This is a genomic window from Mesorhizobium sp. WSM4816, assembly GCF_055811535.1.
Genome location: NZ_JBVVQR010000058.1, coordinates 1 through 26,783, shown reverse-complemented (window position 1 = coordinate 26,783; position 26,783 = coordinate 1). Strand labels below are relative to the sequence as shown.

The window sequence follows — 26,783 nt, the reverse complement described above, 5'->3', positions numbered from 1 at the left end:
CGACACGCTGGGCGGATCGGCCGATGCTGCCAACCAGCAGTCGCGTTCGGGCGAGCGCAACACCTAATGCGCAGATCACGTGAGATCTCCGCAGAGCCGCAGAACGCCCCGAAATCAGCGTCGAAGGTCTGGCTGGGGTGGAAAGTTGACTCAGCGCGGCGTGTCGGCGAATGGCAGGGCAACCACCTGATGGTCGTCCTCGAGGACGATATAGCCGGGCCGCTTCGTCCGTAGTTCGTCGATCCTGATGCGCCCGCTTCAACGAGAGCGACAAGTGGGCGTAACCTCCGAACATGCTCGTCCGCGCTGGCCTTGACCTAAGAGATCGCCGTCCCTTGTGCACGGGGAGGATGTGATGCCGAAAACCGCGTCGGTCCTGCCATGTTGGTCTCGAACCACGACAGTTGCTCCGCGAGCGCGAGTTCTTCAACGCACGCTGCAGCAGCCGGGTTCTCTGCGAAGAGCATAGGCGACTTTGAACACGCCGCTATGATGGCCGAAAGGCGGGTGCGTCGACTGCGTGAAAAATCGAAGGAACGTGCCGCTCATCTCAATTCCACCGTCAATGGCGCGATGAACATCGCCTGCGTGCTCGCTACAGACGAGCATGAGTTCGAGAGCGGCGCCATCAAGGCCAACGCACCAGTCGCCGAAAGCCACTACCGCAAGGGGACCGGTGAAGGTCGGGAGGCAGTCACTGCAGCAATTTTCTCGCTGAAGACCAGGGCGCGCTGTAAAGAGACCTCGCTTCACGAGGTGGAAGGAATACGGAACACGTCAGCGATCTTTGTCCTACCTATGACGATATGAAGTTCCTGTAGGGCGGCGTTGCCGACATTAGCAACCTGTGATTTCTACTGTCATTTTGACTTCGAAGTTCGCCCGAAGCCCGAAATCAAAATCAACCGAACTCGAAATCACGACACTAGGGCGTTGTGTCGATTCAGCGCTGGTCCAGCTTCTTCGCAGCCTCCAGCTGCTTCGATTCGATTTCGTCCAGCACTGCTTCTGGCGCAATGTCCCTCTTAATCTCGCCGACTTCTATATCGCTTAAGGCTGGTTTTGCATTCAACCGATCCGCTATCGAATCGACAAGTTCAGTAAGTTTTGTGAGTTCGTGCTCCGTCAGCAGGCTCACCTGAAGGTCCAGATCCGCCCGTTTGTCTGCGGCAGTTGACATCCGGTTTTGGCTGATCAGTACAAAGGTCGAGAGAAATATGGCCTCGACGGAAGCTACCATGGCCAATATCACGAATGTCGGATCAAATGGCGGAGTGATCGGTATCCAGCCCAAGTTCGAGACGATCCAGCCGCCATACACGGCCAAGTGAAGATACACGAAACGCATACTGCCCGTAAAAGAAGTAATCGCCTCAGCGATTTTCTCTTCCAAAGTTGCATCGCTGGCTTCCTTCGCCCGGCGCTCCTCAATCGCTTGGATATTGCGTTTCAGTGCTTGGCTGAGTTCAGTCGGAGGTGGCGGAGGCAACGTTGGAGAATCCATGGAACACCCGTTGGATAGCTATCGGTCCTGCCACTCTGGGCAACGTACAAATCATGGGTATTCGACTTTGTTCCCGACTAGAGCCGTCTAATCATTGGCTCTCCTCATTTACTCGGGCGATTTCGGGGTCTTAGACGCTTGGCGTCGCCATTGCTAAGGAAAGGCAGGGTGATCTGGCCGCTGAGCGTCTTTCGCTATGGTCGAGGACCGAAGCTAGTGAGTGCAATCGGCGCCTGGGTCCGTATCCTGGTGAGGCACCACGCGAATTTCGTTCTCCGAACACGAAGGCGCGTCACCAGGGCAAGAGAACCGGGTCAGAAACTGTTTTGTTCGCGCCGGTCACTTGGCTAGGACCGCTTCTCATTGACCAAATCTGATGCGATAATGGGGGAGAACAAGTCCGCGCTTAGGAGGGGCCACAAACGCCCGCTCAGCGGCTGCCTCGTCCTCCGCAACGCCGAGGAAGGCCCGATCGACCATGAATGGCAACTGCAAGCGCTGCTACCGAACAATCAGTTCGGCACGCCCGCTTCGGAATTCGTGCTTTGCAAGGAACGACACGATCGCCGCGGCAATCTTTTTGCCGCCCTGTTCCGAAGGCTCGATGGCGTTGACAAAGTCGGCGTCCTCGCCGCAGACAATGCGAAGGTCGATAAGCGGAACGCCGCGCACGGCGGCTGCTCGTGTGATGCAATCGTTGAGGATCGACAGGGCCGTTACCGCAATGCGTCTCTGGTCGGGGTCGGCATACCGGACATCGTAGATCGAGCAAATCGCGGTCGGCAGCCCTACAGCCAGAACGGCATCCAGCGTCGACATATACTCCAAGCAAAACTGCTCTCTAATTTCGGCGAGCCTCAGCAGAGTGTCGGCAACGGACCGCGATGGAGCGTTCAAAACGGAGGAGACGCCGAGTGCGTCGTTCCCTCCCACGCTTACCACCAGATGAGTGGCGTCGGATGGCAGGCGGTTCAGTTGCCGGCCCACATCCGCCATGACGCTGCCGTCAACGGCAAGCAGCATGGCCAACCAGCCGATCGGGAGCTGACGCAAAACGTGGGCCAATAGATCTGCTCCATCGGCCACATAGGCGCTGTTGTCGAACACCGAATCGCCTAGTAGCACAACCTTGTTCATCGTCCCCACGTCCTCGGCGGAAACAGTTTGTACGGTGGAAAATGCTTGTCCCGCGGCGGCGGCCAGCAACAGGCTCCTGCGCGATATCTTTACCAGACTGGCATCTCCCACGACTGTCGCTCGTGCGCGAGCCTTCAGTGGCTGCTGTTCGAGTTCGCTCCGCTTTCCGGATCAATCGTCCGCCGTCCTCTCCTCTTCCCGCCGCTGATACGCAAGAGCCAAAGCGGCCGCTATGGCTACTCCCGCGGCGCCCAGCAGGAGTTTGTCTCGAGTCTCCTGATCGCTCATGACGCCCTGAACAGCCGATGATGCCCGGCCGGCTGTGGCGGCTACTCGCTGGGCCGCCTCGCCGGAGGTCTGCCGCATATCGTCAATCATGTTCGGCGTCCCGGCGCTCCAATCCCGCACTCTCTCTTTGACGGCGCCGGCCAGCTCAGTTGTTTGCTCCTTCACTGCTCCCGCCGTCTCGGCGCCCAGTTCGCCGACCTTCTCCGCCAGCTCGCCGGCTTGCTCCTTCAAGCGCTCTGTGGCGTAGGAGAAATGATCAACTTGCTCGCCCATGTCTGGTATTGAAGGTGTCCGCAACAGGCTGAATAGTCCCGCTCCGATCAAAGCAGTTGCAATCGGCGGACGGTGCAGGAGACGCCAAGCGAAACCAGCCCCAATCACCAATGCGGCGCTCGGGTTGGCTGCCGCCTTTGCCTTGAGATCATCGACGATCCCCTGAGCCGTCGACTGCGCGGTCGATCTTGCTTTTTCGACCAGCGCGTCCTTTGCCTCGAGCGCCTCTTGCTTCAGCTCGTCGGTAAACTCGGACAATGTATTTGGCGATCGCAGCGTCGACAGATGTTCGGCGAGCCTAGCCCGGGCTGCCTCTACATCATGTTCGAGCTGGCGGAGACTTGCCTCACCCATTATGACCCTCGCTTGCCGCTAGACCGTCCGGATTTGCTCGGCCGAGAGGCATCCGATTGTGGCGATTGGTCCGATTTGGCCGAGTTATCTTGCGAGCGGCCCATGCCGCCCGACTTGGGCATGCCGCGCTGAGCCGATTGAGCGCGCGATCCACCCGAACTCGCGGATGGCGCCTGCGCGTGCTCGCCCGACAAGGCGCTGCCGAACGCACCAGCCACGTCGCTCGCAACCTCCTTGAGGCCATCGGCATCAAGGCCGCGCTCCTTGGCTGCCCTCCTGAGACGTTTGCCCGCCTCCTCTGTCGATTCCTTTAGCCGTTCGCCTGCCCTTTCTGCGGTGTCCGTCAGTTGCTCTGCGGCTGGGCCAAGGGTCCGGTTCTCAATGTCAGTGGTCCGGAAGGCAGCTGCAACAGCCGCCCCGGCGGCAAAACCGAGCAGCGCCAGCGTCAGTGGCTGCTCTTGCGCCACACGGTTCATCGTATCCTGGAGCGTGGATTGGGCCTGCCGGGCGAATTGTTCCGATGTCTGGGAGACGTTGCGTCGCGCCTCGTCCGCATATGTCGATGCCGAGGATGCGTAGGAACTTGCGGTTGCCGCCACCTTCTCGCCGATCTCGGAAACATATTCACGTGCTGCCTCTACCGCCGCTGGGGCGCCGCCTTCTCTGGTTTCCGCCTCGTGTCCATCGGGGCGCGTGCTCGAAGACCTTGACTGAGCCTTTCGGTGGCCATTGTTTCCGCGGGATTCCTCAGCATGCCCGAAGCTACTGATGGCCGATGACCCGCCGCGGCGCATCAACAATGCGCAGCCGGCCGCAACGAGGAGAAGACCTTCCGGGTTGTTTTTGGCGGCGCCGATGAGCCATTCCGCCGTTCCGAGATTGGCCGTACGTGATTCGCGGCTCATGACAGATGCTCCTTGGTTGTCGAGATGTCCTGCTTGATCTGATGGATGGAACGGGTCGGCGTTATCTCCTTGTGTGCGTCCATGCGGCCCTTGTAATAGGCGAGCGCTCCAGCCCCGGCCGTGATGGCGGCAACAATCAGGCAGGACCAGTGCACTGCGATCCCAACGCTCGCTATCCCGAAGACAAGCGCCTGCACTGCCAAAAATGCCGCGATCAGCCCCAGCACGCCAGCAGTGGACATCCAAATACCCGCCCGAAATTTGGCAAAGAGATTTTCAGACAACTCCGCGCGCGCCAGTCGCAGTTCCTTCTGAACAAGATCGGCAAGGTCGGCAACGACGTCGGACAGTGCGCGAGGAAGCGTGGAATTCTTGAGCTGCTCATGTGCCATGGAATTCGTTCGCTCCTTGCCGGTTACGTTCGTGCATAGGCTCGTTGGAAAGCGGCGACGCCGGAGGTGCGCTCTTCAGCGTTCGAAATGTCAAAAAGCCCGCAAGGGCGGCAAGTCCGAACACCAATGCCGGCTGACGCCTTGTCAAATCGGAGGCGGCGCGGACCAGCTGATCGACCGACTGGTCCCGCAGATCGTCTGCGTACCCGTCGATTCGGTTGGCGAACGTACGGACCACACCGGCGACTAGCGGTGCGCTTTCGTCGAGGTCCTCGGCAGCGCGTTTTGTCGAGCTTGCGAGCTGACCCATCACCTCGGCACCGCTGCCGACCTTACGATCCAGCATTTCCTTTACTTGGCTGGCAACTGTTGACGCACCATCCGCGGCCGACTGCTTGACCGTATCGGCTGCCTCTTGAGCCAAATCGGATGCCTTGGAGAACGCGCCGCCCACTGTTGCCCCAACGTCCTTCTTTGCACTGTCATCTGGTGTCTTGGGCGCGGAATCCCGTTCCATGTTTTGGTTGTTCATAATTTCCTCCATTGACTGACAAAACTGCGGGAAAACTCGTTGGTTCCTTGGAACTGCTCAAACAATGTAGATAGCGGTCTGGCCGCCTGGCAGCCCCTGTAAGGCGGCCAACTTTTTGCCGGCGCGAATCTCTCTCCACCCTCGACCCTGGACAGATGGTCGTGCAGGCAGCGTGCTTCAAATTAAGGGGTGCCTGGACGTGCTGAAGTGGAGTAAAGCCGTCGCCTCGGGCCGGAGGGCGTTCATCTCCCGAAGGAGATGCGCATGAGCCCTACAACAGAATTCTTCGAAAACTGGCTACAGGAGAACGTCGGCAACCTTCCTGCCGAAAGCGGCGTGAGCATTGCCGCCTTGAGCTCAGCAGTTCGAGCAAGATGCCGAAGCGGCAGGCTACGGTCACGCGGTACGAGAAGACGAGATCGGCAACCTCGAGACCCCCATAGAGACAGCGCTGAAACGGGCTAGGACTGGAGAAGAGGCGCAAGTTGCCGTCCTGGCCGGAGGAAGTGATCTTGCGCCGGTCATCGAGGCCCTAGCAGTCAATGACGCGAAAAGCGGGCCGCAGGGCTCTGGATTCCGCTTCGCGCCCCTGCAACCGCGCCGCCTCAGCGTTCGCGCAGAGCCGCAGTGGGCCGGCCATGTATAGATCGGCTCCGCCCGTCACGCCGCGAGGGCTCTACCCGCTGCTCGGGCCATTTGGACAGCTGGCGCGTTCAATGGCCACGAAATGCGCGGCGCTATGGCCCTACCTTGCCTTTTCGCATCTCCTGCGCGACTAGTCCGCCGGCAGCCAAACCTAGAGCGAGCGCTACATACGCAGCTGCGATGGAGCGCTTAGAAAGCACTGTCTCCCAGCCCGGGGTCAGCCGCTTCGGCACAACGAGATAGTCCACAGCCGCAGCGATCGCGGCTACCGCGGAGGCATCGCGCAGCATCAGTAGCGGCGACCGCGGAGGATTTCTGGCGAGCCAAGCCTCGAAAGGAGCGGCCCAGAATATGGCCGAAGCATGATGGGTGCCGAAGCCGACCGCAGTGTGCGCGAGGTCGGCCTTCCTAACCGCACCAGCCTTGTCGCCGTGGAGCCAGTGGCTGGTGGCGTTGGTCGGCTGCAGCGCCGACTTTCCTTCGGCTTTGGCCAGAAGGGCGAGGAACGCCGCCGTCACAACACTTGCGACCGTGCCGGTCACGCCTGTCGAAAGTCCAGTCTTCAGCAAGCCGTTCACCTTAACCTCCGTAACTCTCCCTCTTTTTTAACCGCCGAACCGAAGCTCAGTTCCCGACACCTCCATTAACGGCAAGGAGCTGTATCCCGACTGAAGTGTTAATCCGCCGACGGCGCGTTCTTTTCGCGTCTGTCAGGTGATTGCGACCGCCCGGGTATACGGTGGTAGAAATCATTTCTGCGCCGCCGCCCCGGAAGAGGTTTCATTGAAATTCCGCCAAGTTTTACACTGCCATCGCACATTCATCGATGGACTGCGGCAGTTGCGGCCTTGCTGCGGGTGTTTTCGCCTCTTGCGGCTTCACCGTTTGCGGCGCCTGGAAAGCCGGCGGTGATTTAGGCGAACCTGCCGCCCCGCAGGCTCAAGAGCAGCAAGGGCCATTGATCGCCCGATATCGGCCAGCGGCGATGACGCGTCGGCTATGGCGAGCGGCAATGTCAATGCGCCCCGCGTCCAAGCCACCTGTGCCGCAAGAATCCCCTGCGCAAGGGCCGAAACTTTTTCGCTCACCGCCTTGACGGTTTCCGGCCGACCTGAAACCAGCGAACCGGTTGCCTCGGCAACCAGGATCGGCAACCGCAACCCCACAACCCAGGGCGCGAGCATCAGGTTCTGGGCAAGAGCAATCTCAGCGCGGACGCGCCTTCCTCGGTGACTGGCCAACACTCGTTACTCCTTCTGTTTGGATTTTGCGGGTCCAGATAGGGGGCCGGCAATGACCACCAACAACATGCGCCTGTTCAGGGTTCCATAGCCCCAGTCCTTCCGTCTCGGCCCGTTCTCGTCAACGAGCTTGTCCATGCCGCCGATTAACCGCAGTCGAAAGCAGATGGTCGCTCGTCTCAAGGGCATACGATCCCGTTCTCGACATAATGACATGACAAGCTTCAGCAAATTGATTGTTACGGCAGGCCTCGCATCGCGGCTTTGTTCCAAAAATAAAAAAGCCCGCCGCACCCTTTCGGCACGGCGGGCTGTTCTCCCAGTCGCTTACGTCATTCGATGATCTTGATGATCTTGCGTGTGCCTGGGTCAACGAGAACGGTCCGGTTGTCGACGACAACGGTGCGGTATTTGGTGTTGGGGACTTCATGAAGTTCGACCGTCTCGGGCAGGGTTGAGCCGATATTGAGCTCCACTCCAGGGATTTTCACCGATGCGAGCGGCTGCTTTTTCACGTATTCCCTGATGACCGTCTCCTGTTCAGGCTCGATGACTACGTCCTGAGCGGCAGCAGCACCGAGGCCCGCCAGCAGCAGAAATCCCGCGGCTGCAGTGGAAAGATGCATTCTCATAACTGTCTCCTTCGTGAGGGCTGATGCGCTGAACGGGATCGCCTTAGCGCCAGGTATCCAACCTCAGGCAGCTGCATTTGTTCCCCTTGAGGGACTTTGGTCTGACGCGCGACAGGACCTAGTCTCGCCTGTTTTGGCGTAATAGGCCGGACATAGCGCCACCCGGAACCGCCGCTGCGCATAGTCGTTGATCCCTGCAAGTTCACGGGAAGGAGCCCATGGAAAATAGTGTCCACCAAGCCCGCTGGTTACTCGCTCCGGTCTTCGCAGTTTCGATCACATTCCTGGCGATTGGAATAATCGTTAGCTAAAGGCCAACCATTTGACATCTGCGCAGCTACGTCCCTTCCTGCGCCGATAAAGGAGCACCCGCCATTCCTCGATTGGCGGGTGGTCCGTGCGGCTGAGCAAAGTCCACCCGGCGGAGGCCTCTCAGTGGTTCAAAGTCAGAGGGGCGGAGACACCTCACAGCAGGTCTTCGGCAACCCCGTCGAATTTCCTAAGGCCTATGCTTGGAGGCTGTCGCTTAAGAAGCCCCTGTTCACTTGCGGCCGCCTTGAAGGCATCGAACGCGGCTTGTTGGGTGCAGTGTCCGGCTAGGCAATCCTCGATCATTCGAATTGCTTCAAGTCGGGATGGCTTGCCCATGAATGGCCATGGTTGCTGAAGCGCCGTCTCAGCATCAGGGATCGACGCAACCAGCATCGATCTGTCATTCAGGTAAATTGTAATCGGAATAAACGCCGGCATCTGTGTCGCTCTCCAGAATTGAAGTGGCTAAACGCGAACACATGGCGGTGGTTGCATGAATGTTCGTCGGGGCAGTGGTGCTCTTGATTCGCCGGGTCCAGGCCGCGTTGCTCGGCGCCAGGGCCTGGACGTCCGAAGAGCCCTGATAGTTTCGGTTCCTGAACGGAAAAGCCCGCGCCTCACAAGGGAGGGCGCGGGCTGATCGGAGCATCACCCGACCGGCAGCAAATCTTGAGAGGGACCAAGACCATGCTGCACGCCCCGAACTTCCGGCTTGAACCTATGTTCCAGCGAAGGGTCGAAAAAAAGCGGCGAAAGCAGGACCTTGGTTCCGTCTACCGACCCAACGGCAGTTTCGACGCTGAGACAAGTTCGTCCTCGTCAGTGATACCGGCCGTATACTTTGCAAGGATCCGGGACGCGAGAGCCTCACGTAGATGTTCGGAGTCGCCCTCCCTCTTGAGCCGGTCAAACACACGGCCCAGCGTAGCCACTTCGGATGCACTGAAGACGCCAGCTTCTTTAGCTTATCGATAAATCGGCATACCACCTCTCGGGCTAAAACATTCTGCGCAACTAAATACGATTCAGGACATCTCGGACAACCAAAAAGCCCAGGCGCCTTTCGGCACGGCGGGCGAGACGCCTTAGTCGTTCACCGAGCGGCGATTATAATCTGAACAGACGCGCCTACCGCTTTGCAGCTAGCGACTTTGCTTCCCGGAGCAGAGATGCCCAATGGAACCCGAGGAAGGAGATAAGCTCTCGGGCCTGTTCTTCGGTGATGCCGGTCTCTTTGACCAAGCGTCGAACCACGATTTCAGGGTTGTTCGGCGCTCTATCCTGTTCGTCAGCCATAGGAGAAACTCCTTACGCTGTAACTTCGCTATCTGGCGCTTGTTCCCAAGCGCGTGACTAACAAAAGCACCGAGTTAGCCGTAGAGGAATGGAAAACCGGGTAACGCCTTGTTGGAGCCATCCCGTTCTTCGGCCGCGGCCCTTACGGCACGTCAATGAAAAGCCCGCGCCTCTGGCCGAGAGCGCGGGCCCGATCGGTGTGGGGCCGATCTGCAGCGGGCAGCGAAGAGCACGCCAACTGGTCACAGACAATTATTAGAATTCTCTAAAGTTCCACCCTGACTAAGGACCGTTTACAATCATAGGTGGGACGATTCCCAAAGCGGCGGAAAGTTTTCTCTTGGGAAAATCAAGTCTGATTTAGGCCTGCCTATCACTGGCAGGCCCGACAACTCGCGCGGATCCCTGAAAAATTCGCCGTATTCAGCTAGTCTGAGACTGAAAACCCCGGCAACCACCGGGGTTTTCAGCACACTAACTGCTAATAATACCAGTCCCAGACCCAAACACGCCTGCGAAAACACCGTCTGCGCAGACGGCCATATCGCCAGGCACGACGACAGGCCCTTCTCCAAGCCCGCCGCCGGCGCCGCCGCCTGCGGTGCCAGCTCCGATGTCGGACCGGCTCCGCCTGAGTATCCTCATCTTCGAACGGCTCTGTCTCCAGCGCGTCGAGTTCATCGAGGATGCCACTTCTGGCGCTCGGTACGCCGGCCACCGCGTTGATTGGCCGAACTGCGCTCGCAAGGGCTGCTGCCCCAGCAATGCCAAACACTCCTGTCAAAAATAATCGCCGATCCATGGAAACCTCCAATTTCAAAGCCAGCGAGACAAGGTCGCAATTTGGAAATAGCGCGGTGGATACAAAAGCAAAGTCAGATGCGTTTAGAGAGGCTTAACGGTCGGTTCCGCGAACATGTTACAGTCCCCGCAGCGATGACTTCGTCAATTCTCGCCATGCCGCATTGCACAATCACGCTGCGTGCGCAAAATGCGGCATGATCCGGAAATCCCTCACCGTCCTGGTGATCGACGAAAACCACATCCGCGCCTCCATCATCGAGGCGGGATTGCGGGAGGCCGGGCATGAGCAGGTCACGGTCGTTCACGATGTTGCGGGAATAGCGCGGCGCATTGCCGAGATCGAACCGGACGTAATCGTCATCGATCTCGAAAACCCCAACCGCGATATGCTTGAAAACATGTTCCAGCTTTCGCGCGTGGTGAAGCGGCCGATCGCCATGTTCGTGGACCGGTCGGATCAGGCTTCAATCGAAGCTGCGGTGGAAGCGGGGGTCTCCGCCTATGTCGTCGACGGGCTGCGCCAGGAGCGCGTCAAGCCGATCCTCGACATGGCGATCAGCCGCTTCAACGCGTTCTCGCGGATGGCGCGCGAACTTGAGGAAGCCCGCAGTGAATTGGAGGACCGCAAGGTCATCGACCGCGCCAAGGGCATCCTGATGCGATCACGCGGCCTGTCGGAGGACGCGGCCTATACGCTTCTGCGCAAGACTGCCATGAACCAGAACCGCAAGATCAGCGAAATCGCGCAGAGCCTGGTGACGGCGGCAGGCCTTCTGGATCCCGGAGAGAGTTGAGCATGGCGGTCGAACACCAGATCAATGCCGGTTTCATGCCGCTCTTCGACAGCGCCGTCCTTGTCGCAGCGAGGGAGATCGGCTTTGCCGCGCGCGAAGGCGTCGACCTGACGCTCAGCCGCGAAACCTCTTGGGCCAACATCCGCGACCGCATCGCGATCGGACATTTCGACCTGGCGCATATGCTGGGGCCGATGCCGATCGCCTGCAATCTGGGGCTCACCCCACTCGCCTCCGACACGATCGTGCCGTTCTCGCTGGGGCTGGGCGGCAACTGCGTAACGGTTTCGAACACGCTCTGGGCAGGCATGGCCGCGCACGGCGCCTTGCCCGATCTCAATCCGGCGCGGGCCGGCAAGGCCCTGGGAGCGCTGATCCGTGAACGGGCAAATGCCGGTCGCGACCCGCTGCGCTTTGCGGTCGTGCATCCGCACTCCGGACACAATTACGAACTGCGCTACTGGCTCGCCGCCTGCGGCATCGATCCGTCGCGCGAAATAGAAATCGTCATCGTGCCGCCGCCCTTCATGGCCGACGCACTCGCCGCCGGCAGGATCGACGGCTACTGCGCCGGCGAACCGTGGAACAGCGCCTCGGTCGTCGCCGGCACCGGCCATATCGCCACGGTCAAGGCCACCATCTGGAAGACCAGCCCCGAGAAAGTCGTCGGCGTGCGCAAGGCCTGGGCCGAAAAACACCCGGAAGCGCTTTCGGCGCTGCTGCGCGCGCTCCATCACGCCGCGCGCTGGTGCCAGGATCCGGCAAACCGCGGCGAACTGGCCGCCCTGATGGCGCAGCCTTCCTTCCTCGGCCTTTCGCCGGCGCTACAGATGCCGATCCTGACCGGACATCTCGCGCTGGGCGGCGGCGCGGAACTGACCGTCGAGGACTTCTTTCTGGCTTTCGGCAAGGCGGCAAATTTTCCGTGGAAAAGCCACGCGCTGTGGTTCTACACGCAGATGGTCCGTTGGGGGCAGGTCAAGCACAGCGCTGCCCACATGGCGCTCGCGCGGGACACCTACCGGCCCGACCTCTATCGCGCAGCGCTGAAGCCGCTCGGCGTCGCACTTCCCGGCGCCAATTCTAAGGTGGAGGGCGCGCTGGCGTCTGCCACACCTGTCGGCTCCGCCGGCGCCAGTCTGGTGCTCGGCCCCGATGGTTTCTTTGATGGCCAGATATTCGATCCCGACGAGGTCGACGCCTACATTGCCGGGCAGAAATTGGCGCGCGCCGAAGCCTGATCATTTTCGCGCCATTCTTGTGCATTGCACAAAAATTATGCGTGCCACGGCGCTAATGAACAATCTTTGGCTTGCTCGCCCAACGGGCCAGCGCGCCGATGATTGTGGCATGCCGTTGATCTCATTGATGTTTGTCATCCATTCCGAAACTGGCACGGTTCCTGCATTGCAATAGGCAGACTCTTTTCGGGTCACGGAACAGGCGTCCAATGGCGGGCGCTACAGGCAAAGCTGCCGCTCAGGTCAACACGCGATCCCGGATGGACGGACGCGCGCGGCCTGGCCGGCGGCTTTTTTGTTTTGACCGAGCACGGCAATCGACGGCGCTGATCCCAAGCAGTGCCCAACGGGAGACGACGATGACGAAACGCATCAAGACTGAAGCCCCTCTCGAGGGCATGACCCGCCGCAATTTTCTGATGGCAAGTGCTGCCACCGCGGCAACCCTGGCAGCGGCACGTGCGCTGCTGCCGTCTGGCGCCTATGCGGCGCCCGCGGCACCGGAAGTCACCGGCGCCAAGCTCGGCTTCATCGCGCTGACCGACGCGGCGCCGCTGATGATCGCCAAGGAGAAGGGCCTGTTCGAGAAATTCGGCATGCCCGATGTCGAGGTGCTCAAGCAGGCCTCCTGGGGCGCGACGCGCGACAATCTGATGCTCGGCGGCGAAGCCAACGGCATCGACGGCGCCCATATCCTGACGCCGATGCCTTACTTGATGCATACCGGCAAGGTGACGCAGAACAACCAGCCGATGCCGATGGCGATCGTGGCGCGGCTGAATTACGACTGCCAGGCGATTTCCGTCGCGCAGGAATATGCCGGCACCGGCGTCGGCCTCGACGCCTCCAAACTGAAGGAGGCCTTCGCGGCCAAGAAGGCCGACGGCAAGGAGGTGAAGGCCGCCATGACCTTCCCGGGCGGCACTCATGACCTCTGGTTGCGCTATTGGCTGGCCGCTGGCGGCATTGATCCCGACAAGGATGTCTCGACCATCGTCGTGCCGCCACCGCAGATGGTCGCCAACATGAAGGTCGGCAACATGGACGTGTTCTGCGTCGGCGAGCCATGGAACGAGCAACTCGTCCATCAGGGCGTCGGCTTTACCGCCGCCACCACGGGCGAGTTGTGGAAAGGCCATCCGGAAAAGGCGCTCGGCCTGCGCGCCGCCTTCATCGACAAGAACCCGAACGCCACCAAGGCGATCCTGATGGCCGTCATGGAAGCCCAGCAATGGTGCGAAGCCATGGAAAACAAGGACGAGATGGCGGCCATCATCGGCAAGCGGCAATGGATGAACGTGCCGACAGCCGACATCATCGGCCGCCTCAAGGGCGACATCAATTACGGCAATGACCGCGTCGCCACCGGCACCGACCTCTACATGAAGTTCTGGAAGGGCGGCGTGTCCTATCCGTTCAAGAGCCACGACAGCTGGTTCCTCGCCGAAAACATCCGCTGGGGCAAATTCGCGGCGACCACCGACATCAAGGCGCTGGTCGATCAAGTCAACCGCGAAGATCTGTGGCGCGCGGCGGCCAAGGATCTTGGCGTTGCTGCGGCCGATATCCCGGCGTCTCCATCGCGCGGCGTCGAGACCTTCTTTGACGGCAAGATTTTCGATCCGGCCAACCCGTCCGCCTATCTCGACAGCCTCAAGATCAAGGCATCGGCCTGACGTCGACGGCAAGCGCCGCCGCTGCGCCGCTTGCCAGTGCTCAAGGAGCTTTTTGCGAAATGTCTATTCAAGCCATTGAGAACACCAAGGTGAAGGCGTTCCCCGCGCCTGCCAAGCCTGCAGAGGTCATAGCTTTCACCGCCAAGGTGAGGCGCCGCTTCGATCCCGCCGCGATCGCCGGCAAGCTGGCGAGCACGCTGGTGCCGCCGGCCGTCGTCATCATCGTCATGCTCGTCGTCTGGCAGGTCGCCTGCTCGTCGCCCAATGCCAGCTTGCCGCCACCTAGCCAGGTATGGAACGAGGCCTACGATCTGATCGCCCATCCGTTCTTCGACTATGGTCCGCAGGATATCGGACTGGCCTGGCGGGTGCTGATCTCGCTGCAGCGGGTCGCCATCGGCTTCGGCCTGGCTGCCATCGTCGGCGTCGCGCTCGGTGCGCTGGTCGGCCAGTCGATCTGGGCGATGCGCGGCCTCGATCCTGTGTTCCAGATTCTGCGCACCGTGCCGCCGCTCGCCTGGCTGCCGCTGTCGCTGGCTGCCTTCCGCGATTCCAGCCCGTCGGCGATCTTCGTCATCTTCATCACCTCGATCTGGCCGGTGATCATCAACACTGCCGTCGGCGTCCGCAACATTCCAGAGGATTATCGAAACGTCTCCCGCATCCTCAGGCTCAACCAGCTCGAATTCTTCGTAAAGATCATGGTGCCGGCCGCGGCACCTTACATCTTCACCGGCCTGCGCATCGGCATCGGCCTGTCCTGGCTCGCCATCGTCGCCGCCGAAATGCTGACAGGCGGCGTCGGCATCGGCTTCTTCATCTGGGACGCCTGGAACTCGTCGCGGCTGCCCGACATCATCGTCGCGCTCGCCTATATCGGCGTCACCGGCTTCTGCCTCGACCGCTTGGTCGCGGCGGCCGGCGCCTTCGTCACCCGCGGCACAACGGCAAAGTGAGGAGAGGGGCGATGACGGCCTACCTGAAACTCGACCATATCGACAAATCCTTTGCCCGCGGCGGCCAGGTCAGCGAGGTGCTGAAAGACATCCGGCTGACCATCAACAAAGGCGAATTCGTCTCCATCATCGGCCATTCCGGCTGCGGCAAGTCGACCTTGCTCAACCTGATCGCAGGGCTGACCAGCGTCTCCGCCGGCGCGGTCCTGCTCGAGGACAAGGAGGTCGACAGCCCCGGACCCGAGCGCGCCGTGGTATTCCAGAACCACAGCCTTTTGCCGTGGCTCACCGTCTACGAGAACATCAATCTGGCGGTGTCGAAGGTGTTCGGTTCGACCAGGACCAAGGCCGAGCGGCATGACTGGATCATGCGCAATCTCGACCTCGTGCAGATGGCGCATGCCAGGGACAAGCGGCCCGCCGAGATATCGGGCGGCATGAAGCAGCGCGTCGGCATCGCCCGCGCGCTGGCCATGGAGCCGAAGATCCTGCTGCTCGACGAGCCCTTCGGTGCGCTGGACGCTCTGACGCGCGCCCATCTGCAGGATGCGGTGATGGATATCCATTCGAGGCTTGGCTCGACGACGATCATGATCACGCACGATGTCGACGAGGCGGTGCTGTTGTCCGATCGCATCGTCATGATGACCAACGGTCCAGCGGCGACCATCGGCGAGGTGCTTGCGGTGCCGCTGGCCCGGCCGCGCCGGCGCATCGAGCTTTCCTCCGACCGGACCTTCCTGCGCTGCCGCGAGGCGGTGCTGAAGTTCCTCTACGAACGCCACCGCTTAGTGGAAGCCGCGGAGTAAGGCCATGACCGAAAAACGCGTCATCATGTACAATTGGCAATCTGCATCGGCAATGAGCAATCTACCGCATTGCACAAATATTATGCTGCTGTGCAAGGCATTCTGACTAATCTTTGATCCGCTGCCGGGCTTGGTCAAAAATCGCGCGGCTGCGGTTCACATTGATTTAATTCGATAATCTGGAGCGCTGTCGAATTGGCACGCTTCCTGCTTTTCAGATTGTAGGTCCGAAAGGGCCAAGTGACACGGCGTCCAATGGCGGGCGCCACAGGCAAAGCTGCCGCTCAGGTCAATACGCGATCCCGGATGGACGGACGCGCAAAGACCTGACCGGCGGCTTTTTTTGTTTTTACGCGATCGACGGCGCTGGTCCCAAGCGGCGCCCAACCGGAGACGACGATGACGAAACGGATCGGAACTGGCGCGTCCCTCGCGGACTTCACGCGCCGCGATTTTCTGGCCAGCAGCGCGCTGACGGCGGCACTGTTCACCGCCGCGCTCCTGCTGTTTCCCGTCGGCGCCAAGACGGAAAACAAGGACCTGGCCGTGGCGAGCCCGGTCTCGTTGGACGCACTGATGCCGCGCCGCTGATCATTCACCCACAAACATCCGCGGTGCCTCCCACGCCGCAAACCGGAGCCAGACGTTGACCGCAAATCTCCCAGCCGCGCCCAGCCAGGACAATGCTCCCCGCCAGGCGCTTGTGATGTCCACCATCGCCTTCACCGTCTGCTTCGCGGTGTGGACGATATTTTCAATCATCGGCGTGCGCATAAAGCAGGACCTTGGGCTGAACGAGACGGAGTTCGGCCTGCTGGTCGGCACGCCGATCCTCACCGGTTCGCTCGTGCGCATGGTGCTCGGTGTCTGGACCGACCGTTTTGGCGGACGGCTGGTATACACCGCGACCATGCTTGCGGCGGCGGTCGCGACCTTCCTGCTCGCTTTTGCGCAAACCTACGGACAGATGCTGGTCGCCGCGTTAGGCGTTGGGCTCGCCGGTGGTTCCTTCGCCGTCGGTGTCGCCTATGTCTCGCGCTTCTTCCCGGCCGGCAAGCAGGGCACGGCGCTTGGCATTTTCGGTGTCGGCAATGTCGGCGCCGCGGTCACCAAGTTCCTGGCACCGTTCGTGCTTCTCTCCTGGGGCTGGCAGTCGGTCGCGCTGATCTGGGCGGCAGCACTCGTCGTCATGGCCGCCGTCTTCTGGTTCACGACCGGCGACGATCCGGTCATCCGCGAGCGCCGCGCCGGCAAGGCAGCGCCCGCGAGAAGCTTCTTGCAGGAATTCGCGCCGCTCAAGAACCTGCAGGTCTGGCGCTTCGCCTTCTATTATTTCTTCGCCTTCGGAGCATTCGTGGCGCTGGCGCTGTGGTTGCCGCGCTACCTGATCGGCGTCTACGGCTTTGGCATCGCGACCGCCGGCATGATCGGCGCGGCCTATTCGATCCCTGCAAGTATCTTCCGCGCCTATGGCGGCGTGCTTTCCGACCGGATCGGCGCCCGCACCGTGCTCTACTGGACCTTCGCGGTCAGTGCCGTCGCGACTCTCGTTCTGTCTCTCCCCTCGGCAGACTACGTCGTGCACGGCATCAGCGGGCCGATCGCCTTCCATTTCGAGATCGGCCCGCTCGCCTTCATAGCCGTTGCCTGCGTGCTCGGCTTCTTCATGAGCCTTGGCAAGGCCGCCGTCTACAAGCACATCCCGGCTTACTACCCGCAGAGTGTCGGCGCGGTCGGCGGCGTCGTCGGCATGATTGGCGGGCTCGGCGGCTTTGTCCTGCCAATCGCCTTCGGCGCACTCAACGACCTCACCGGCGTCTGGTCGAGCTGCTTCATGCTGCTCTTCGTCATCGTCGCCACCTGCTTTGCCTGGATGCACTTCAGCATCCGGCGGATGGAGCGCGCGGCCGCCGCCGAAGCTTCAGGCCTTTCCTACGCGGCTGAGTGAGACCGGAGTGGATCAGGACATGACCGAAAAACTCGTCATCATCGGCAACGGCATGGCCCCCGGGCGCATGCTGGAGCACCTGCTGGAAAAGGCGCCGGACCTCTACCAGGTCACCATCTTCAATGCCGAGCCGCGCGTGAACTACGACCGCATCATGCTGTCGCCGGTTCTGTCAGGCGAAAAGGATTATGAAGAGATCATCATTCATGGCGATGGCTGGTACATCAAGCACGGGATCACCCTCTACAAGGGCCACAAGATCGTCGCCATCGACCGGCAGGCAAAGACCGTCACCTCCGACCACGGCGTCACCGAGCCCTACGACAAGCTCGTCATCGCCACCGGCTCGGTGCCGTTCATCATCCCGGTGCCCGGCCACGATCTGCCGGGCGTGCTGACCTATCGCGATCTCGACGACGTTCGGGCGATGATGCTGGCCGCGCAGTCACGGGCCAAGGCCGTGGTCATCGGCGGCGGCCTGCTAGGGCTGGAGGCGGCTGCGGGCCTGAACGCGCAGGGCATGGACGTCACCGTGCTGCATGTCATGCCGACGCTGATGGAACGACAGCTCGATCCGGCCGCCGGCTATCTCCTGCAGCGGGCCGTCGAGCAGCGCGGCATCAAGGTCATCACCAAGGCCAACACCCAGGCGATCACAGGCAAGGATAAGGTCGAGCAGGTGGAACTCGCCGACGGAACCATCATCCCGGCGACGCTGGTGGTGATGGCGGTCGGCATCAGGCCGAACGCCGCTCTCGCCAAAGAGGCCGGTATTGCCGTCAATCGCGGCATCGTCGTCGATGCCGGCATGCGCAGCAACGACCCCGACATCTTCGCGCTCGGCGAATGCGCCGAGGTCAACGGCATGGTCTACGGCCTGGTCGCACCGCTCTATGAGATGGCGCGTGTCGCCGCCAGCCAGTTGGCCGGCGACGAGGCCGCCGCCTTCGTCCATTCGGACACGCCGACCAAGCTCAAGGTTACCGGCATCGAGCTGTTCTCGCTTGGCGACTTTGCCGAGGGCGAGGACCGCCAGGAGATCGTGCTGCGCGATGCCGCGGCCGGCGTCTACAAGCGCCTGGTGCTCAGGGATGACCGCATCATCGGCACCGTGCTTTACGGCGAGACGGCGGACGGCGCCTGGTTCAACGACCTCAAGAAGAAGCAGACCGACATATCGGAAATGCGCGACACGCTTATCTTCGGCCAGTCATACCAGGGAGGCGCCTCCCTGGACCCTATGGCGGCCGTTGCAGCCTTGCCGGATGATGCGGAAATCTGCGGCTGCAACGGCGTTTGCAAGGGAAAGATCACTGGCGCGATCACGGCCAAAAGCCTGACCTCGCTCGACGACGTGCGCGCTCACACCAAGGCGTCCGCCTCCTGCGGCTCCTGCACCGGGCTGGTCGAGAAGCTGATGGTACTTACCATCGGCGACAAATATAATCCGGCGGCGGTGCAGCCGATGTGCGGCTGCACCACGCTCGGCCATGATGAGGTCCGCCGGCTGATCAAGGCCAAGGGCCTGAAGACCATTCCCGCCGTCATGCAGGAACTGGAATGGACCACCTCCTGCGGCTGCGCCAAATGCCGGCCGGCGCTCAATTACTATCTCGTCTGCGACTGGCCGGACGAGTATGCCGACGACTACCAGTCGCGCTTCATCAACGAGCGCGTCCACGCCAACATCCAGAAGGACGGCACCTATTCGGTGGTGCCGCGCATGTGGGGCGGCGTCACCAATGCCGCCGAACTGCGCGCCATTGCCGACGTCGTCGACAAATTCGAAATTCCAATGGTCAAGGTCACCGGTGGCCAGCGCATCGACATGCTCGGCATCCGCAAGGAGGATCTGCCGGCGGTGTGGGCCGATCTCGGCCAGGCCGGCTTCGTCTCCGGCCACGCCTATGCCAAGGGACTGCGCACCGTAAAGACCTGCGTCGGTTCGGACTGGTGCCGCTTCGGCACGCAGGATTCGACGGGGTTCGGCGTCCGCATCGAGAAATTCATGTGGGGCTCGTGGACGCCGGCCAAGGTCAAGATGGCGGTGTCGGGCTGCCCGCGGAACTGCGCCGAGGCAACCTGCAAGGATGTCGGCGTGATCTGCGTCGATTCAGGCTATGAGATCCATTTCGCCGGGGCAGCCGGCCTCGACATCAAGGGAACCGAGGTGCTCGGCCTGGTCAAGACCGAGGACGAGGCACTGGAGCATATCGTGGCGCTGACGCAGATGTATCGCGAGCAGGGCCGCTATCTCGAGCGCATCTACAAATGGGCCAAGCGCATCGGCATCGCCGAGATCAAGCGCCAGATCATGGACGATGGCGAGAAGCGCAAGGCCTATTTCGACCGCTTTGTCTTTTCGCAGAAATTCGCGCAGGTCGATCCGTGGTCGGAGCGCGTTTCCGGCAAGGACAAGCACGAATTCCGGCCGATGGCTTCGGTCGGCTTCGCGCAGGCGGCGGAGTGATGATGATGAACTGGATTGCTGTCGGCACGCTCTCAGACATTCCGCGCCGCGGCGCGCGCTGCGTCGCCACGCCTCAAGGCAAGATCGCCGTCTTCCGCACCGCAGACGACCAGGTCTTTGCCATCGAGGACCATTGCCCGCACAAGGGCGGGCCGCTCTCGCAGGGGATCGTCCATGGCGCGGCGGTGACCTGTCCTCTGCACAATTGGGTGATCTCGCTGGAAACCGGCAAGGCGCTCGGCGCCGACGAAGGTGCGGTGCGCACCATTCCGGTGCGGATCGAGGGCGAGCGCCTGTTCATTGCGCTGGAAGCGCTGGCCAGTCGCGCGGCTTGAATTATGAAGATCGACGAAGCGCGCGAGGTGAGGACCACCTGCCCCTACTGCGGGGTGGGCTGCGGCGTGCTGGCGAAGGTCGCCGCGAACGGTGAGGTAACCGTTCGCGGCGACCCTGACCATCCGGCGAATTTCGGCCGGCTCTGTTCCAAGGGCTCGGCGCTGGCCGAGACGATCGACCTAGACGGACGGCTGCTCTATCCGGAGATCCACGGTCGCCGCACCGACTGGGACGAAGCGCTCGACCTCGTCGCCTCGACCTTCTCGCGGACCATCGCCGAGCACGGTCGCGACGCGGTCGCCTTCTACGTCTCCGGTCAGTTGCTGACCGAGGACTATTATGTCGCCAACAAGCTGATGAAAGGCTTCATCGGCTCGGCCAATATCGACACCAATTCGCGCCTGTGCATGGCCTCGTCGGTTGCCGGCCACCGCCGCGCCTTCGGCTCTGACACGGTGCCGGGCAGCTACGAGGATATGGAACTCGCCGATCTGATCGTGCTGGTCGGCTCCAATCTCGCCTGGTGCCATCCGGTGCTCTACCAGCGCATTGCCGCTGCCCGGGAAAAACGGCCCGACATGAAGGTGGTACTGGTCGACCCGCGCCGCACGATGACATCAGATATTGCCGACATGCATCTGGCGATCGCACCGGATGGCGACGTCGCGCTGTTCACAGGGCTGCTCGCCTATCTCGGCCAGCACAACGCGCTGGACCGCACCTATATCACGGCGCACACAACCGGCTTCGGGCAAGCCCTTTTTGCCGCTTCCGCGCTCGACCTTCCCGGCATCGCCGCTGCCACTGACCTCGGCGAGGACGAGCTTGTCCGCTTCTACAGCCTGTTCGCCGCGACGGCGAATACGGTGACCGTCTACAGCCAGGGCGTTAACCAGTCGTCCTCGGGCACCGACAAGGTCAACGCCATCATCAACTGTCATCTCGCCACCGGCCGCATCGGCAAGCCCGGCGCCGGACCGTTTTCGGTGACCGGCCAGCCCAACGCCATGGGCGGTCGGGAGGTCGGCGGCCTGGCCAACATGCTGGCCGCCCATATGGAGATCGAAAACCCCGAGCACCGCGACCGCGTGCACCGGTTCTGGAGTGCGCCGGCCGTCGCCGAAAAGCCCGGCCTGAAGGCGGTCGAGATGTTCCAGGCGGTAGCCGATGGGCGCATCAAGGCGCTGTGGATCATGGCTACCAACCCGGTCGACTCGATGCCGGACGCCGATGCCGTCGAGGCGGCGATCAAGGCCTGCCCGTTTGTCGTGGTGTCGGACGTGTTGGCCAAGACCGACACGGTCCGCCACGCCCACGTCCGGCTGCCCGCCGCCGCATGGGGCGAGAAGGACGGCTCGGTCACCAATTCGGAGCGCCGCATCTCGCGCCAGCGCGCCTTTTTGGCCACGCCCGGAGAGGCAAGGGCCGACTGGTGGATCGTCGCCGAAGTCGCCAAGCGGATGGGTTTTGACGAAGCGTTTTCGCATCCGTCGCCAGCCGATATCTTCGCCGAGCACGCCGCGCTGTCGGCGTTCGAGAATGACGGCGCCCGCGATTTCGACATCGGTGCGTATGCCGGGGTCGATGGAGAAGACTACGACGAGTTGGCGCCATTCCAATGGCCGGCGCCGAGCCAACGCACCCCCCTCTGGCCTGCCGGCCATCCCGGCAGGCCAGAGGGGGGTGTTCAAGCTGGACATAGCTCAGCCAGCACCCGCTTCTTCGCCAACGGCAACTTCTACACACCCGACGGCAAGGCGCGCTTCATCCCGATCCGTCCAGTTCCGCAAACCCGCACGAACGAAAAATTCCCGCTGGTGCTCAACACCGGGCGGGTTCGCGACCACTGGCACACCATGACGCGGACGGGAAAAAGCCAGCGGTTGTCGCAGCACCTGGCCGAGCCGTTCGCCGAAATCCACCCGGCGGACGCGCAGCACTTCGGCATCGGCGATGCCGACATCGTCCGCGTCTCAACCGAGCATGGCGAGGTGCTGCTTCGTGCGCTGGTGACGGTGCGGCAGCGGCCAGGCTCGGTCTTCGTGCCGATGCATTGGACGGACCAGTTTTCCGCGCGGGCTCGTGTCGATGCGCTGGTGGCGCCCATCACCGATCCGATTTCAGGACAGCCGGCCTCGAAGAATGTTGCCGCCCGGGTGGAACGCTTCGCTGCCGTCGCGTTCGGCTTCGCGGTGCTTGCCGAACGGCCAGCCTCGATCGACGCCGACTATTGGAGCCTCGCCCGCTGCGCCGCCGGCTGGCGTCTCGAGCTTGCGCTGGAAGCCGACCGGGACTGGCCGGGTTTCGCGGCCTCGCTTTTCGGGGCGGACGCGCCAGGCGAGACGCTCGCCTATCATGATGTCGCCGGCGGGCACTATCGCTTCGCCCGCTTTGCCGGCAGCCGGCTGACTGGCGCGCTCTATCTTGCGCCCAGGCCGGTCGCGGTGTCTCGCGGCTGGGCGGTCGAGCAGTTGAGCGCGGACCATGCGGATCGGCGCGGGCGACTGGCGATCGTGGCGGGGCGGCCGGGCGGCAACAGCGTCGATCGCGGCGCCATCGTCTGCTCCTGTTTCGGGGTCGGCGCCAATCAGATCGCCGAAGCGGTGCGCGGAGGCTGCGTAAGCGTCGAAGCGATCGGCGCCACCTTGCATGCCGGCACCAATTGCGGCTCCTGCCGCGCCGAGATCAGGACCATCATCGAGGCGCGGCGCCTTCACGCGGCGGAGTGAGGGCCTCCAAAGCGCGTCGCGACGCTTACCAGCAATTTACAAACCGTGGGCTACCAACGTCCTTATCCGATTCGTTCCGAGCAGGACCCTTATGAGCAAAGCCCTCACTTCATTCGCATTGGTGGCCATATTGACGGCTTTGCTGATGGCTCTCAGCCTGGCAGTGGCCAGGCATGGCTATCCCTTTGGTGCGATTGGCGCAGAACGCCTGGACGACGTCGCCGATGCCGGGACGTTTATCCCACTCGCGGCCGTGTACTTCTTCAGCGCGCTGCTGATGATGATCCTGCCGATCAGGGTCGCCGGCATCGTCCTTACACATGCTGCGGATGCGATCTTCTGGACAGTCATCGTGTTGTTCGCGGCCATCATTGGCGGCCTCGCCGCCAGATGGGCTTTCGATCGAAGCAATGTCTTGCCGGTACTGCTGAATTGGCGGTTCCTGTTTGTCGCGGCCGTCGTCGGCTGCCATCTCTTCATGAACGAGCTGCGCCGCAATATCCTGCTGAGAAGCCTGTTCTTTGTCGTCTTCGCCGCAGCGACGCTCGCCTGCCTGTTCTGGTCGTTCACCATCTGAGAAACCTCGCAGCCGCTGGGCCTGACGGCTCAGTTCTTGTCGACCGGCTTCGAGCGCATGCGCGAAACGGTCTCGCGTTCGGCCCGCTTCGAACGCATTGGCGGCAGGCCGCGGTCGATCAGGTCCATGTCTTCCAGCACCATGTCGCCCATGCGCTTGAAAGCGATGTCGAGCGCGCCGGCCCGGTGGGCGGAGCGCAGGAAGCCGGGCAGCGTGCGGACAGGATGGTCCTGCGCCAGCGGCTCTTGCGGAAACACATCGCTGGCGGCGACGATGTGGCCGCTGCGAACTGCATCCATCAGCGCCGGAAAATCGACCACGCCGGCACGGCTGAGCAGGATGAAGGCGGCTCCTTTGCGCATCCTGGCAAAGGCCTCAGTGCCGAGAAAACCCTGGTTTTCGCTGGTCACCGAAGCGACGACGAAGACGAAATCGCTACTCGACAAAACCGTGTCGAGGGAAGCCGGCTCGACGCCGTTCTCGATCAGGATCGAGGGCGGCAGCCACGGATCGAAGACCTTGGTCCGCGTGCGAAAGCCCGACAGCAGCCGGTTGAGCGCACGGCCGAGATCGCCGAAGCCGATGATACCGACATCCGCGCCGGAGAGAAGCCGCGCCGCCCGGTTGCCCTCGCCGCCCCACAGCTCCTTGCCCTGACGAAACGCAAGATCGGCGTCGACGATGTCGCGGGCGAGGTTGAGCGCCATGGCAAGACCGAGCTCGGCCACCGGCTCGGCAAACACCATGCCGGTGGTGACGACATGGATGCCGCGCGAAAACAGCGTTTCATACGGCATGTTGTTGATGAGGTTGCTCTCGACATTGAAGACACAGCGCAGCGCCGTCATCCTTTCCAGCGTCTCCGGCGCGATCGGCGGCTGGCCGACGATGTAGCGCGCCTCGGCCAGCACATCGTGTGCCAGGGCCGCGACGCCTTCTGGCGACGTTTCGACGATACGGTATCTGGCGCGGAATCTCGCCAGTGCCCCGGGCGTGAAAATCAGGTCGAGCGTGCGTGGCTCGGGCGCACTGATCACCAGCGGCAACGCGCTGTCGGACATGGCAGCCTCCTCCTGGCGCGATCCGCGTCGCGCCGCACTAGAATCATGGTTTGCCACCTCGACACCCAAGCAGGCTTGCCGGGCTTCGCCTGCCGGGTTGTGTTTGTCTGAGGTTTTTATCGGAAAACCATCGAACACTTTTCCGAAACCTGCTTAGCACATGCCTGTCGAGGAGCAGAACTTTGCGGCTGGCGGCCTTGCGGTGTGGCGGCTGGTGGTCCAGATAGACGGCAATCGAAGGACAAGGAAGACAGCGACATGATCCCGTTTCGAAAGAACCTCATCGATGGCGAGTGGGTGGGCGATGCCGGCTCCCGCAACATCAACCCTTCCAATCTCGACGACGTGGTCGGCGAATACGCGTCGGGCGACGCCGAGCAGGCGCGGCAGGCCATCGCGGCGGCGAAAGCGGCATTTCCTGCGTGGTCCCGATCGGGCTTGCTGGCACGCCATGCGGTGCTGAGGAAGGCGTCGGACGAGATCACCGCGCGGAAAGATGAAATCGGCCGGGCGTTGGCGCGCGAGGAGGGCAAGACGCTGGTCGAGGGAATTGGCGAAACCGTGCGGGCCGCCCAGATCTTCGATTTCTTTGCTGGTGAGACGCTGCGCCTGTCGGGCGAGCTGGTTCCAAGCGTGCGGCCCGGCGTCGGTGTCGAGATCACACGCGAAGCGGTCGGCGTCGTCGGCATCATCACACCCTGGAATTTCCCGATCGCCATCCCGGCGTGGAAAATAGCTCCTGCTCTGGCCTACGGCAACACCATCGTCTTCAAGCCGGCCGAGCTGGTTCCGGAGAGCGCCTGGACCATTGTCGACATATTGCACCGTGCGGGCCTGCCTAAGGGTGTGCTCAATCTCGCCATGGGCAAGGGTTCGGTAGTCGGCCAGGCCATGCTCGACAGCCCTGACCTCAATGCCATCACCTTCACCGGCTCGGTCGGCACCGGCAAGCGCGTGGCTGCCGCCAGCGTCGAGCACATACGCAAGTACCAGCTCGAAATGGGCGGCAAGAACCCGCTCGTCGTGCTCGACGATGCAGACCTAGCCGTCGCCGTCGACTGCGCGATCAATGGCGCATACTTCTCGACCGGCCAGCGCTGCACGGCGTCGTCCCGCCTGGTCGTGACGGGCGGCATCCATGACCGCTTCGTCGATGCGATGAAAGATCGCCTCGCCAAGCTGGTCGTCGGCGACGCCCTCGATGCGAAAACCCAGATCGGACCCGTCGTCGACCAGAGCCAGTTGAAACAGGACGAAGACTATATCGCCATCGGCCGCCAGGAAGGCGCCGATCTCGCCTTCGGCGGCGAGCGGCTCGATCGCGACACCCGCGGCTTCTACCTGCAACCGGCGCTGTTCACGCAAGCCACCAACGCCATGCGCATTTCACGCGAGGAGATTTTTGGTCCGGTCGCCAACGTCATCCGCGTCAAGGACTATGACGAGGCGCTGGCGGTAGCCAACGACACGCCGTTCGGGCTGACGTCGGGCATCTGCACGTCGAGCCTCAAGCACGCCACGCATTTCAAGCGCAACTCGGAGGCCGGCATGGTGATGGTCAATCTGCCGACGGCGGGCGTTGACTTCCACGTGCCTTTCGGCGGACGCAAGGGATCGAGCTACGGCCCGCGCGAGCAAGGCCGCTACGCAGCGGAATTCTACACTACGGTAAAGACCGCCTACACGTTCGCCGGCTAAGTAAATCAAGCCAGACGAAATCGAACGGCCTTCCCAGCAAGCGCGAGTTGCCGGGAAGGCGAACGTCTTCGTGGCCGAAACGACAGCGACCACTGGGCGCTAGAGCGCGATGATTTTAGGTTGGGACATAGCCGGCCTCGGTGAAGTAGTTGGCGCATTCCTTTGATGTGACG

The 26,783-nt window shown here is 62.1% G+C and carries 25 protein-coding genes; 13 read left to right on the top strand and 12 right to left on the bottom strand.

The window, feature by feature from the left end:
* Positions 1–489 precede the first annotated feature (489 nt).
* Positions 490–810 (top strand): hypothetical protein, encoded by a 321-nt coding sequence (locus tag AC0L3H_RS31630; protein WP_473588079.1) that lies wholly within the window; start codon positions 490–492, stop codon positions 808–810.
* A gap of 133 nt (positions 811–943) precedes the next feature.
* Here the strand turns inward: AC0L3H_RS31630 and AC0L3H_RS31625 are convergent, their stop codons facing one another.
* The 11 genes from AC0L3H_RS31625 to AC0L3H_RS31575 all read right to left on the bottom strand — a co-directional run bounded on the left by AC0L3H_RS31625 (position 944) and on the right by AC0L3H_RS31575 (position 9,511).
* Entirely contained in the window at positions 944–1,504 is a 561-nt protein-coding gene (locus AC0L3H_RS31625; RefSeq protein WP_473490667.1) for a DUF1003 domain-containing protein, read from the bottom strand.
* A gap of 501 nt (positions 1,505–2,005) precedes the next feature.
* The gene (locus tag AC0L3H_RS31620) at positions 2,006–2,710 is read right to left on the bottom strand and encodes an SGNH/GDSL hydrolase family protein (protein ID WP_473490666.1); all 705 of its coding nucleotides are present in this window, start codon (positions 2,708–2,710) and stop codon (positions 2,006–2,008) included.
* A 102-nt stretch (positions 2,711–2,812) separates the two neighbouring features.
* Positions 2,813–3,556, bottom strand: a complete 744-nt coding sequence (locus AC0L3H_RS31615) for a hypothetical protein (protein ID WP_473588078.1) — start codon at positions 3,554–3,556, stop codon at positions 2,813–2,815.
* A complete protein-coding gene (locus AC0L3H_RS31610) occupies positions 3,556–4,461 on the bottom strand; it encodes a hypothetical protein (protein WP_473588077.1) in 906 nt (301 codons plus the stop codon). The genes AC0L3H_RS31615 and AC0L3H_RS31610 overlap by 1 nt, the downstream gene beginning before the upstream one ends.
* On the bottom strand, positions 4,458–4,853 hold the full coding sequence (locus AC0L3H_RS31605) for a phage holin family protein (RefSeq protein WP_127318649.1): 396 nt from the start codon (positions 4,851–4,853) through the stop codon (positions 4,458–4,460). Before AC0L3H_RS31605 ends, AC0L3H_RS31610 begins: the two co-directional genes overlap by 4 nt.
* Positions 4,843–5,385: a hypothetical protein gene (locus AC0L3H_RS31600; protein WP_473490664.1), complete on the bottom strand. Its 543-nt coding sequence runs from the start codon at positions 5,383–5,385 to the stop codon at positions 4,843–4,845. Before AC0L3H_RS31600 ends, AC0L3H_RS31605 begins: the two co-directional genes overlap by 11 nt.
* Positions 5,386–6,122: 737 nt before the next feature.
* Complete coding sequence (locus tag AC0L3H_RS31595) at positions 6,123–6,608, bottom strand: hypothetical protein (protein WP_287055076.1); 486 nt, start codon at positions 6,606–6,608, stop codon at positions 6,123–6,125.
* 300 nt (positions 6,609–6,908) lie between these two features.
* Entirely contained in the window at positions 6,909–7,274 is a 366-nt protein-coding gene (locus AC0L3H_RS31590; protein ID WP_473588076.1) for a hypothetical protein, read from the bottom strand.
* Between the two features lie 329 nt (positions 7,275–7,603).
* The gene (locus AC0L3H_RS31585; RefSeq protein WP_473493525.1) at positions 7,604–7,903 is read right to left on the bottom strand and encodes a DUF1236 domain-containing protein; all 300 of its coding nucleotides are present in this window, start codon (positions 7,901–7,903) and stop codon (positions 7,604–7,606) included.
* 465 nt (positions 7,904–8,368) lie between these two features.
* On the bottom strand, positions 8,369–8,653 hold the full coding sequence (locus AC0L3H_RS31580) for a DUF982 domain-containing protein (RefSeq protein ID WP_287217585.1): 285 nt from the start codon (positions 8,651–8,653) through the stop codon (positions 8,369–8,371).
* Positions 8,654–9,343: 690 nt separating this feature from the next.
* A complete protein-coding gene (locus AC0L3H_RS31575; RefSeq protein WP_287055084.1) occupies positions 9,344–9,511 on the bottom strand; it encodes a hypothetical protein in 168 nt (55 codons plus the stop codon).
* Between the two features lie 998 nt (positions 9,512–10,509).
* Between AC0L3H_RS31575 and AC0L3H_RS31570 the strand changes: the two genes are divergently transcribed.
* From AC0L3H_RS31570 to AC0L3H_RS31520, 11 genes are all read left to right on the top strand, one after another.
* A complete protein-coding gene (locus tag AC0L3H_RS31570; RefSeq protein WP_023796771.1) occupies positions 10,510–11,109 on the top strand; it encodes an ANTAR domain-containing response regulator in 600 nt (199 codons plus the stop codon).
* Between the two features lie 2 nt (positions 11,110–11,111).
* Complete coding sequence (locus tag AC0L3H_RS31565) at positions 11,112–12,350, top strand: CmpA/NrtA family ABC transporter substrate-binding protein (protein WP_473588075.1); 1,239 nt, start codon at positions 11,112–11,114, stop codon at positions 12,348–12,350.
* A gap of 359 nt (positions 12,351–12,709) precedes the next feature.
* A complete protein-coding gene (locus tag AC0L3H_RS31560) occupies positions 12,710–14,026 on the top strand; it encodes a CmpA/NrtA family ABC transporter substrate-binding protein (RefSeq protein WP_473588074.1) in 1,317 nt (438 codons plus the stop codon).
* A 59-nt stretch (positions 14,027–14,085) separates the two neighbouring features.
* Positions 14,086–14,982, top strand: a complete 897-nt coding sequence (gene ntrB, locus AC0L3H_RS31555) for a nitrate ABC transporter permease (RefSeq protein ID WP_473588073.1) — start codon at positions 14,086–14,088, stop codon at positions 14,980–14,982.
* An 11-nt stretch (positions 14,983–14,993) separates the two neighbouring features.
* The gene (locus AC0L3H_RS31550; RefSeq protein WP_473588072.1) at positions 14,994–15,791 is read left to right on the top strand and encodes an ABC transporter ATP-binding protein; all 798 of its coding nucleotides are present in this window, start codon (positions 14,994–14,996) and stop codon (positions 15,789–15,791) included.
* Positions 15,792–16,190: 399 nt separating this feature from the next.
* Entirely contained in the window at positions 16,191–16,382 is a 192-nt protein-coding gene (locus AC0L3H_RS31545) for a hypothetical protein (RefSeq protein ID WP_473490654.1), read from the top strand.
* Positions 16,383–16,497: 115 nt separating this feature from the next.
* The gene (locus tag AC0L3H_RS31540; RefSeq protein ID WP_473588081.1) at positions 16,498–17,739 is read left to right on the top strand and encodes an MFS transporter; all 1,242 of its coding nucleotides are present in this window, start codon (positions 16,498–16,500) and stop codon (positions 17,737–17,739) included.
* 19 nt (positions 17,740–17,758) lie between these two features.
* A complete protein-coding gene (gene nirB, locus AC0L3H_RS31535) occupies positions 17,759–20,209 on the top strand; it encodes a nitrite reductase large subunit NirB (RefSeq protein ID WP_473588071.1) in 2,451 nt (816 codons plus the stop codon).
* The gene (gene nirD, locus AC0L3H_RS31530) at positions 20,209–20,544 is read left to right on the top strand and encodes a nitrite reductase small subunit NirD (RefSeq protein ID WP_208602492.1); all 336 of its coding nucleotides are present in this window, start codon (positions 20,209–20,211) and stop codon (positions 20,542–20,544) included. The genes nirB and nirD overlap by 1 nt, the downstream gene beginning before the upstream one ends.
* Positions 20,545–20,547: 3 nt before the next feature.
* Positions 20,548–23,274, top strand: a complete 2,727-nt coding sequence (locus AC0L3H_RS31525; RefSeq protein ID WP_473588070.1) for a nitrate reductase — start codon at positions 20,548–20,550, stop codon at positions 23,272–23,274.
* A 91-nt stretch (positions 23,275–23,365) separates the two neighbouring features.
* On the top strand, positions 23,366–23,851 hold the full coding sequence (locus AC0L3H_RS31520; RefSeq protein ID WP_473588069.1) for a hypothetical protein: 486 nt from the start codon (positions 23,366–23,368) through the stop codon (positions 23,849–23,851).
* 29 nt (positions 23,852–23,880) lie between these two features.
* Here the strand turns inward: AC0L3H_RS31520 and AC0L3H_RS31515 are convergent, their stop codons facing one another.
* Positions 23,881–24,912 (bottom strand): hydroxyacid dehydrogenase, encoded by a 1,032-nt coding sequence (locus AC0L3H_RS31515; protein WP_473588068.1) that lies wholly within the window; start codon positions 24,910–24,912, stop codon positions 23,881–23,883.
* A 261-nt stretch (positions 24,913–25,173) separates the two neighbouring features.
* Between AC0L3H_RS31515 and AC0L3H_RS31510 the strand changes: the two genes are divergently transcribed.
* Entirely contained in the window at positions 25,174–26,610 is a 1,437-nt protein-coding gene (locus tag AC0L3H_RS31510) for an aldehyde dehydrogenase family protein (protein ID WP_473588080.1), read from the top strand.
* Positions 26,611–26,783: the final 173 nt, after the last annotated feature.